At 67.4% G+C, this 7,650-nt stretch carries 8 protein-coding genes and 1 tRNA gene; 6 read left to right on the plus strand and 3 right to left on the minus strand.

Annotated elements, in window-relative coordinates; genetic code table 11:
- The first annotated feature begins 177 nt into the window (after positions 1–177).
- Together AB0B40_RS05075 and AB0B40_RS05080 are read left to right on the plus strand one after the other, a co-directional pair.
- Complete coding sequence (locus AB0B40_RS05075; RefSeq protein WP_345060512.1) at positions 178–750, plus strand: DUF6529 family protein; 573 nt, start codon at positions 178–180, stop codon at positions 748–750.
- A 406-nt stretch (positions 751–1,156) separates the two neighbouring features.
- Positions 1,157–2,365, plus strand: a complete 1,209-nt coding sequence (locus AB0B40_RS05080; RefSeq protein ID WP_362262913.1) for a hypothetical protein — start codon at positions 1,157–1,159, stop codon at positions 2,363–2,365.
- A gap of 420 nt (positions 2,366–2,785) precedes the next feature.
- On the opposite strand, the gene AB0B40_RS05085 is transcribed toward AB0B40_RS05080, so the two are convergent.
- Positions 2,786–2,867, minus strand: a tRNA-Tyr gene (locus AB0B40_RS05085).
- 224 nt (positions 2,868–3,091) lie between these two features.
- Between AB0B40_RS05085 and AB0B40_RS05090 the strand changes: the two genes are divergently transcribed.
- A complete protein-coding gene (locus AB0B40_RS05090) occupies positions 3,092–3,580 on the plus strand; it encodes a YajQ family cyclic di-GMP-binding protein (RefSeq protein ID WP_345060516.1) in 489 nt (162 codons plus the stop codon).
- Positions 3,581–3,653: 73 nt separating this feature from the next.
- Here the strand turns inward: AB0B40_RS05090 and AB0B40_RS05095 are convergent, their stop codons facing one another.
- Positions 3,654–3,920: a GlsB/YeaQ/YmgE family stress response membrane protein gene (locus AB0B40_RS05095; RefSeq protein WP_345060518.1), complete on the minus strand. Its 267-nt coding sequence runs from the start codon at positions 3,918–3,920 to the stop codon at positions 3,654–3,656.
- 163 nt (positions 3,921–4,083) lie between these two features.
- On the opposite strand from AB0B40_RS05095, the gene AB0B40_RS05100 reads away from it, so the two are divergent.
- From AB0B40_RS05100 to AB0B40_RS05110, 3 genes are all read left to right on the plus strand, one after another.
- Positions 4,084–5,337, plus strand: a complete 1,254-nt coding sequence (locus AB0B40_RS05100; protein ID WP_362262917.1) for an amino acid permease — start codon at positions 4,084–4,086, stop codon at positions 5,335–5,337.
- 123 nt (positions 5,338–5,460) lie between these two features.
- Positions 5,461–5,862 carry a YccF domain-containing protein gene (locus AB0B40_RS05105; RefSeq protein ID WP_362262920.1) on the plus strand — a complete coding sequence of 134 codons (402 nt, stop codon included), beginning with the start codon at positions 5,461–5,463 and terminating at the stop codon, positions 5,860–5,862.
- Between the two features lie 267 nt (positions 5,863–6,129).
- On the plus strand, positions 6,130–6,753 hold the full coding sequence (locus tag AB0B40_RS05110) for a response regulator transcription factor (protein ID WP_345060524.1): 624 nt from the start codon (positions 6,130–6,132) through the stop codon (positions 6,751–6,753).
- Positions 6,754–7,310: 557 nt separating this feature from the next.
- Here AB0B40_RS05110 and AB0B40_RS05115 read toward each other — a convergent pair.
- The coding region (locus tag AB0B40_RS05115) for a hypothetical protein (RefSeq protein WP_362262923.1) at positions 7,311–7,650 on the minus strand (340 nt) is incomplete at its 5' end.

Consider the following 7,650-nt stretch of genomic DNA (forward strand, 5'->3'; position numbering starts at 1 on the left):
CGCCGTCCGACACCATGGAGCGCTCGTGAGAGGAATGGCCGCGGCGAGAGTGCCGGCGGTTTCCGCCATGCCGCCTGCTCCCCCTGGCGGCTGCCCCAGCGGGAGGATCTCGGGCGCCACAGCGGTACGTCGTACGCGCATGCGGCAGCGCGGTCGAACCCGATCGATCGGGGACCGATGACCGGGCCGACGGGCGCGCAGACGCGGCGTCCCGCACGAACCACGGCGGCCTTCCTGGCTTTTCTGCTTCCGGTCGCGGTCGCGGTGGGGGTCTACGCGTTCGGCCGCACGCACACACCCGACTACACCAGCGGCCTGTTCGGGCGGCACGGCGTCGGTGTCCTCGATCTCAAGGCGCGCCTGGGCAGTGCTCTGATGGCGCTGGCGCTCATCCAACTGCTGCTCGGGCTGTGGATGTACCGGCGCCTGCCGGGAGCGGGGGCCGCGCCGCACCGGGTGCCCCCCGCCCACCGGCTCATCGGCCTCCTCGCCTTTCTGCTCTCGCTGCCCATCTCCTACCACTGCGTCACCGCGTACGGAGTCGACCTGTCGAGCAGCCGGGTGGCGGTGCACTCCATCGTGGGCTGCGTCCTGTACGGCGCGTTCGTCGCCAAGGTGCTGGTGGTACGCAGCCGCCGACTGCCCGGTTGGGCGCTTCCGGCCGCCGGCGGCACCCTGGTCACCGCCATCGCACTGATGTGGTACACCGCCGCCTTGTGGTTCTTCGCCGGCTCCGCCCCCGGCTTCTGACCGTCCCATGGCGACAGCGACTCCGGTAGCCAACCCCTCGTCCTGACCGGGACGGGCACAACCGTGGGCGCCGTCGCCGCCACCTCCCTCGCCGGAGGCGTCGGCACCCTTGACGCGGAACTGCGCCGTGAGAGCAGGAGACCCGCACCAGGTTGCAATCACTGTTACGGCTTTGGCGCAGGAAGAGGGGGCCGACCGGCGCAATGTGTGTGGTGATCCCGGCGGAATGTGTGTAGTGATCGCGTGGATCACTCGGAGCATGGTGATCGGATTCCGGTGTACAGCCAGAGGTGATCATGTGACGACTTCCTCAGGGCGCGACCCAGGGGCCCCCGCCGGCGCGTACGTGATGGTGCGAAGAGGCCTGAGGACATGCCCATGCTCCCGGGCGGAAATGGCATGGGTCGTGCTGGTCCTGCTCCTCACGGCGCTGCCCGCGGGCTGGTGTGGCTTCAAGGACTTCAGGGAGGCTCTGACTTTCGCGGGGTGCTTCACCGGTGCGGCCCTCATGCTGGCGGCTCTCATCATGGTCGTGGGTGTCGCCGCGGTCGTGGACTGCTGGGCCCGCGGACCGAATTCCAACTTCGGAGTGGTCGCGCTGATCAGCACCGGTGTGGCGTTGTTGACGAACGTCTTGCTCGCACTACAGACGTGGAATGACGGCGAGAAAGTCGGCTACAAAGTACTGACCATTGTGCTCAGCGTAAGTGCGCTATCCACTGTCCTTCTGGTGTGGCGAAGACTGGCTGATCTCCCCACTCCGAAGCGGGTGGCCGCGGCACTCATCGTCTCCACTCTCGTAGCGGTCGCCAATTTTAGCTACCAGTACCTCTTCCAGCCGTACCGGCGCGAGGCCACCCCTCTCGTGCAGCTGAACGTGGGCAAGGCAGTGCTCAGCGCGGACCGCAAGCTGTTCTCCGTACCGGTCGACATCAAGCTCGTGAACCACAGCGATATGGCCTTCTACGTGCTGGGCGCCGAATTCCATGCCATGGGAGAGGAAGTGTCGATGAGCCCGAGGGACGTGGCCCGGGATAAATGGCGAAAGGACGCCGAGCAATGGGCTATGTACCGGGAGAAGCACCCGCTTACCCGCAGGGAGGTCTACCAGCCGGGCAAGCTGGTGTCGGCGCAGCCGTGGATGCCGCCCGGAAATTGGGTCGAGGCGAACGACGAGTCGCTCACGCGGACCGTCGTCCAGCTTCCCAGCAACACGACTTTCGACAAGCTGACGTTCTACGCCACCCTGAGCCTGGCGCGTAAAGACCGGCTCGTCATGGATAAATTCGGAGGCCCTAGCTACTCCTGGCGCGGCACTACTGTACCCCAATGGGTAAAAGCAGACGAGAAAGAGAACGACACCATCATCCAAACGGCCGAGATGAAAGAAAACAATGCGATCGATCAAATCACGAGAAAAAAGCGCCGCGTCACCACCTATTGGCGCTTTGGCAAACATGGTGTCGACGTGGCGCCGGTCATCGCGCCCGCAGGCGAGGAAAACCGCACGTTCCCCGAGCAGACGCTGCGCGCGGTACGGAGCCGCTACGGTCTGATCGACGTCTTGGCGGGCCCGGTCGAGGAAATGCTCGACGAGATCAAAAACCGGCGCTGACCAGCCCCTGGGAAGACTGAGCCGGCAGATTCGCGGGGGATGTGGCCGGTACGGTCCCGATCCCGCCCAGCCCAACCTGGTTGCCCCCTGCTGTGCTGTCACATCACGGCTTACGGCATCGCCTCCGACGGTCGGCTGTTCAAGACACCGGGTACGGCGAAGTGTGGGCAGAAGCGCGAGCACGCGCACTCAGCCCCGCTCAACGCGCCTCGCCGTCGGCCAAGCGCCCTTATGATCTTCGCCACGCCGCTGTCTCCACGTGACTCAGCTCCGAGGTCGACCCCCAGGCCCGCGGCCGGAGCACGTGGATCACGGTGAGACACAGTGGGGCGAAGACCCCAAATCGATAGTGTGCGCTTCGGGAACGACGAAAGGGTCTGCGATCAGCATTGCTGCTGGTCACAGACCCTTTCGGTCGTGTGGCGGCGCCAGGATTCGAACCTGGGAAGGCTGAGCCGGCAGATTTACAGTCTGCTCCCTTTGGCCGCTCGGGCACACCGCCGGGCTTGCTGCCAATCGAACCCGCTTTCGGCGGTGTTCCCCGGCAACGACGTAAACAATACCCGATCCGGAGGGGTGCTTCGCCACCCGATTGATCTCCACCCCTCGGGTCACGAGGTGGCTAGGCTGGTGCGGATGCGGCCCGGTACTCCACCGGGCCCGGCGGTCGCCGCCGCGCACGCCGGCACGCACCCGATACGCACCCGATACAAGGAGCCACAGGACATGGCCGACTCCAGTTTCGACATCGTCTCGAAGGTCGAGCGGCAGGAGGTCGACAACGCCCTCAACCAGGCCGCCAAGGAGATCTCGCAGCGTTACGACTTCAAGGGCGTGGGAGCCTCGATCTCCTGGTCGGGCGAGAAGATCCTCATGGAGGCGAACTCCGAGGAGCGCGTGAAGGCTGTTCTCGACGTCTTCCAGTCCAAGCTCATCAAGCGCGGCATCTCGCTGAAGGCGCTGGACGCGGGCGAGCCTCAGCTCTCCGGCAAGGAGTACAAGCTCTTCGCGTCGATCGAGGAGGGCATCTCCCAGGAGAACGCCAAGAAGGTGGCGAAGATCATCCGTGATGAGGGCCCCAAGGGCGTGAAGGCCCAGGTCCAGGGTGATGAGCTGCGCGTCAGCTCCAAGAGCCGCGACGACCTGCAGACCGTCATCGCCCTCCTGAAGGGCAAGGACTTCGACTTCGCGCTGCAGTTCGTGAACTACCGGTAGGACGAAGACGCCGGAGGAAAAGGGTGGGCGCCGTGTGGTGCCCACCCTTCCGTGTTGCGTCGCCGTGCCGCGCTCAGTCGCGTGAGTTGCCGAACAGGACGCGGTAGACGATCAGCAGCACCAGGGAGCCGCCGATGGCCGCGGCCCAGGTCGCGCCGTCGTAGAAGTGCTTGGTGATCGGGTGGTCCAGCCAGCGGGCCGATATCCAGCCCCCGATGAACGCGCCCGCCACGCCGATGAGGGTCGTACCGATGAAGCCGCCGGGGTCGCGTCCGGGCAGCAGGACCTTGGCGATGGCTCCGGCCAGCAGTCCCAGGATGATCCAACCGATGATGCTCATGCCGTGAACCTGCCCTTCCGCGCTGTGTCCGCACTGTCCGGGCCCTGGCCTTCCGGTTCTCCGGTGAGGGCCCGCTGTCCGTCGCGCGCGTGTTCGTGCCTTGTCATTGAGGAGGACGTCACCAGGCCGCCTGCCGGTTGCCGCCCTCAGTAGGGTGCGGCGCATGACACGTACCGATGCCGGCCTGCGCCGCAGTCTGGGCGTGCGGGACGCCGTGGTGGTCGGCCTCGGCTCGATGGTCGGCGCCGGTGTCTTCGCCGCTCCGGGGCCGGCCGCGCGCGCGGGCGGGACCGGGCTGCTGGCCGCACTGGCCGTCGCGGCCGTGGTGGCCTACTGCAACGCCATGTCCTCGGCCCGGCTCGCCGCCCGCTACCCGGCCTCCGGTGGAACGTACGTGTACGGCAGGGAGCGGCTGGGCGCCTTCTGGGGCCATCTCGCCGGCTGGGCGTTCGTGGTCGGCAAGACGGCCTCCTGCGCGGCGATGGCACTCACCGTGGGCGCGTACGTGTGGCCGGAGCAGGCCCACGCGGTGGCGGTCGCGGCCGTGGTGGCCCTGACCGCCGTGAACTACGGCGGGATCCAGAAGTCGGCATGGCTGACGCGGGTGATCGTGGCCGTCGTCATGGCCGTCCTCGCGGCCGTGGCCGTGGCGTGCCTGGCCTCGGGGCGGGCCGACGCGGGGCGGCTCGACGTCGGCCTGTCGGCGGGGGCCGGCGGTGTGCTCCAGGCGGCCGGACTGCTGTTCTTCGCGTTCGCCGGGTACGCCCGGATCGCCACCCTCGGGGAGGAGGTCCGCGACCCGGCGCGCACGATCCCGCGGGCGATCCGGCTGACCCTGGGGATCGCTCTGGTGGTGTACGCGTGCGTGGCCGTCGCCGTGCTCGCCGTCCTCGGCCCGGTCCGGCTCGGACAGACGGCGGCGCCGCTGGCCGAGGCCGTGCGGTCGGCTGGGGTGCCGCAGCTGGTGCCCGTGGTGCGGGCCGGGGCGGCGGTGGCCGCGCTGGGTTCGCTGCTCGCGCTGATCCTCGGGGTGTCCCGTACGACGCTCGCCATGGCCCGGGACGGGCATCTGCCGGGCGCGCTGGCGGCCGTGCACCCGCGGTTCCGGGTGCCACATCGGGCGGAAGCGGCCGTGGGTGCGGTGGTCGCCGTACTCACCGCGACGGTGGACGTGCGTGGCGCGATCGGTTTCTCGTCCTTCGGCGTGCTGGTCTACTACGCCGTCGCCAACGCCTCGGCGTGGACTCTGAGCGCGGCCCCGTCGTCCCGCGTGGTGCCGGCGGTGGGTCTGCTGGGCTGCGCCACCCTGGCAGGCGCGCTGCCCGCGGTCTCGGTGGCCGTGGGCGGAGGTGTACTGGCGGTTGGTGCGGCGGCCTATGGCGTACGGCGGTGGTGGGCAGGCCGGAACGGGGCGTGATGGTGGGCGGGCCGGTGCGGCGGATGATCGGTACGACGACGCCACGGTTCCGGCCGAGCACATGACCGGCTGATACTTGTGACAGCAGGCATGCCGGCGGAGCGACCTGGAGAGGTGCCGATCATGAAGGTGTTCAACCTGCTGCTCAACATCCTGTGGCTCGTCCTCTGCGGCCTCTGGATGGCGATCGGTTACCTGATCGCTGCGCTCATCTGCTTCATCCTGATCATCACCATTCCGTTCGGCATCGCGTCACTGCGCATCGCCGGGTTCGTGCTCTGGCCGTTCGGCCGGACGACGGTGGACCGGCGGGACGCCGGAGCGGGGTCCTTCATCGGCAACGTGCTCTGGGTGATCTTCGCGGGATGGTGGCTGGCGCTGGCGCACCTGATCACGAGTATCCCGCTCTTCCTGTCGATCGTCGGCATCCCTTTCGGCTGGGCGAACCTGAAGCTCATTCCGATCTCGCTTCTGCCGCTCGGGCGTGAGGTAGTGCCGACGGATCAGGGGTTCGCCGGGCGATGATCTCTTCGGTGCCGACACCGTTCGCGTTGCACGGCGGGCCCGTTCCGGGCATCCCGGCCGCGTGATCGGCCCCGCTGCAGACGAGGCCCGCTGAGCGGTCGAAGACCGAAGACCACTGCTCCGCTCGTGTCGCGTTTCCCCGCGGCGGGGCATGCGGGGGTGCCGCCTGCCGCCAGAGGCCGGAGTCTGGTATCAGGCGGCGGGAGCCGCCGGTCGTCCACTCCGCTTCGTCCTGTGGCCGGAGCCCCGCCAACGCTGGAGCTTCCCATGAGCCCGTCCGTGACGCCGATGGCTGTCATCTGCGATTGGCCGTTGCTTCGCCTCGGCCTCGTGCAGGCGATCAACACCCAGCCCGACCTGCAGATCACGGCCTTCTTCAGCAGCGTGCAGGAAGCGCTCCGGGATGCGAAGAGAACAGAGCTCGTTCTCATCGCCCTACAGGTGTCCGACCAAGTGACGTCCGACCAAGTCGCCCAGCTGAACCGACAAGGACGTGCCGTCATCGTGCTGTCGACTTCGGAGGCCCAGACAGATGCCGTTCTGTGCATCAAAGCCGGTGCCCGCGCGTATCTCAGTAGGAAAACCGACGTATCGGAGTTGATGGCGGCCGTCCGTGCCGTCGCCTCAGGCAGAAGCTATCTCGGCGCGAGTCTCGCCGGTCACAGCCTGCCTACGCCCCCACCGCACATCACCAACCGCGAGAGACAGATCTTGCAGCTCGTGGCCAGCGGGGCGACGGACCGGGAGATCGCCGCCAAACTGAACATCACCGAAAACACGGTTCACACGCATTTGGAGCGACTGCGCAGGAAGATCGGCTCTCGCCGCAGGGCCGACCTCACCCGCCTGGCTCTGAAGTACGGCCCCCTGGGGGAATTTCCGGCGGAGTAAGCAGCGGTGAGCGGGCCGAACCTCGCGATCCGCGCCAGCTCAGACAATCAATGCCGCCGGAACCCTCACCCGGAAGTGTCGCCCGGATGAACATCATCGAGGCTGTTCACGATGACCACGGACGGCGGATTCGAGGGCGTAGGCACCTGAATGAGAATCGGTACGTACACAACACTGCCGTGCCTGAATTCTGCCTTCTTCGAGAATCGGTAGCAGACGACGGCGTCAGGGTTGGCTCGTGTCGCATAACAGCGCATCGCCGACTTCGCAGGCGCGACCGTAATCGCAGTAGTCGTAGCACTCGAGGTACTCGCAGAAGCGGCCGATACGTCCACCATCAGACAGGTGCATGCGGATGCGATTGCGGATACTGCGATTGAGAGACCGAATTTACGGAATGGGACTTTTCCCAATTCCCTCACCCCGAAAGCGGAAGTGAACTCGACGTCGGCATCGACGCCGACAAGGGATACCAGCGGACGGACGCGGTCCACGGCGTTGGTCGTCACCCCGCAGAGGCGCCCTCTGCGAGGTGACGAACTCACCTTCCGGCCGAATCAGCCCTGGGTGCCGCCCTGAGTGTTACCGGATCCACCCTGGGTGCCGCCCTGGGTGTTACCGGTTCCGCCACCCTGCGTGCCGCCCTGGGTATTGCCGGTCCCGCCACCCTGCGTGCCGCCCTGGGTGTTACCGGTTCCGCCACCCTGCGTGCCGCCCTGGGTGTTGCCGGTCCCGCCACCCTGCGTGCCGCCCTGGGTGTTGCCGGTCCCGCCACCTTGCGTGCCGCCCTGGGTGTTGCCGGTCCCGCCACCCTGCGTACCGCCCTGAGTGTTACCGGTTCCGCCACCCTGCGTACCGCCCTGAGTGTTCCCCCTACCACCTTGCGTGCCGCCCTGG

Source organism: Streptomyces sp. NPDC042638, assembly GCF_040647235.1.
Lineage (GTDB): Bacteria > Actinomycetota > Actinomycetes > Streptomycetales > Streptomycetaceae > Streptomyces > Streptomyces rameus.

What these genes read in the sequence shown, in the direction of transcription:
- AB0B40_RS05095 (WP_345060518.1), bottom strand. Translation starts at nt 3,920, where the DNA reads ATGAGCATCATCGGTTGGATCATCCTGGGACTGCTGGCCGGAGCCATC.
- AB0B40_RS05105 (WP_362262920.1), top strand. Translation starts at nt 5,461, where the DNA reads ATGAAGGTGTTCAACCTGCTGCTCAACATCCTGTGGCTCGTCCTCTGC.
- AB0B40_RS05090 (WP_345060516.1), top strand. Translation starts at nt 3,092, where the DNA reads ATGGCCGACTCCAGTTTCGACATCGTCTCGAAGGTCGAGCGGCAGGAG.
- AB0B40_RS05110 (WP_345060524.1), top strand. Translation starts at nt 6,130, where the DNA reads ATGAGCCCGTCCGTGACGCCGATGGCTGTCATCTGCGATTGGCCGTTG.
- AB0B40_RS05100 (WP_362262917.1), top strand. Translation starts at nt 4,084, where the DNA reads ATGACACGTACCGATGCCGGCCTGCGCCGCAGTCTGGGCGTGCGGGAC.
- AB0B40_RS05075 (WP_345060512.1), top strand. Translation starts at nt 178, where the DNA reads ATGACCGGGCCGACGGGCGCGCAGACGCGGCGTCCCGCACGAACCACG.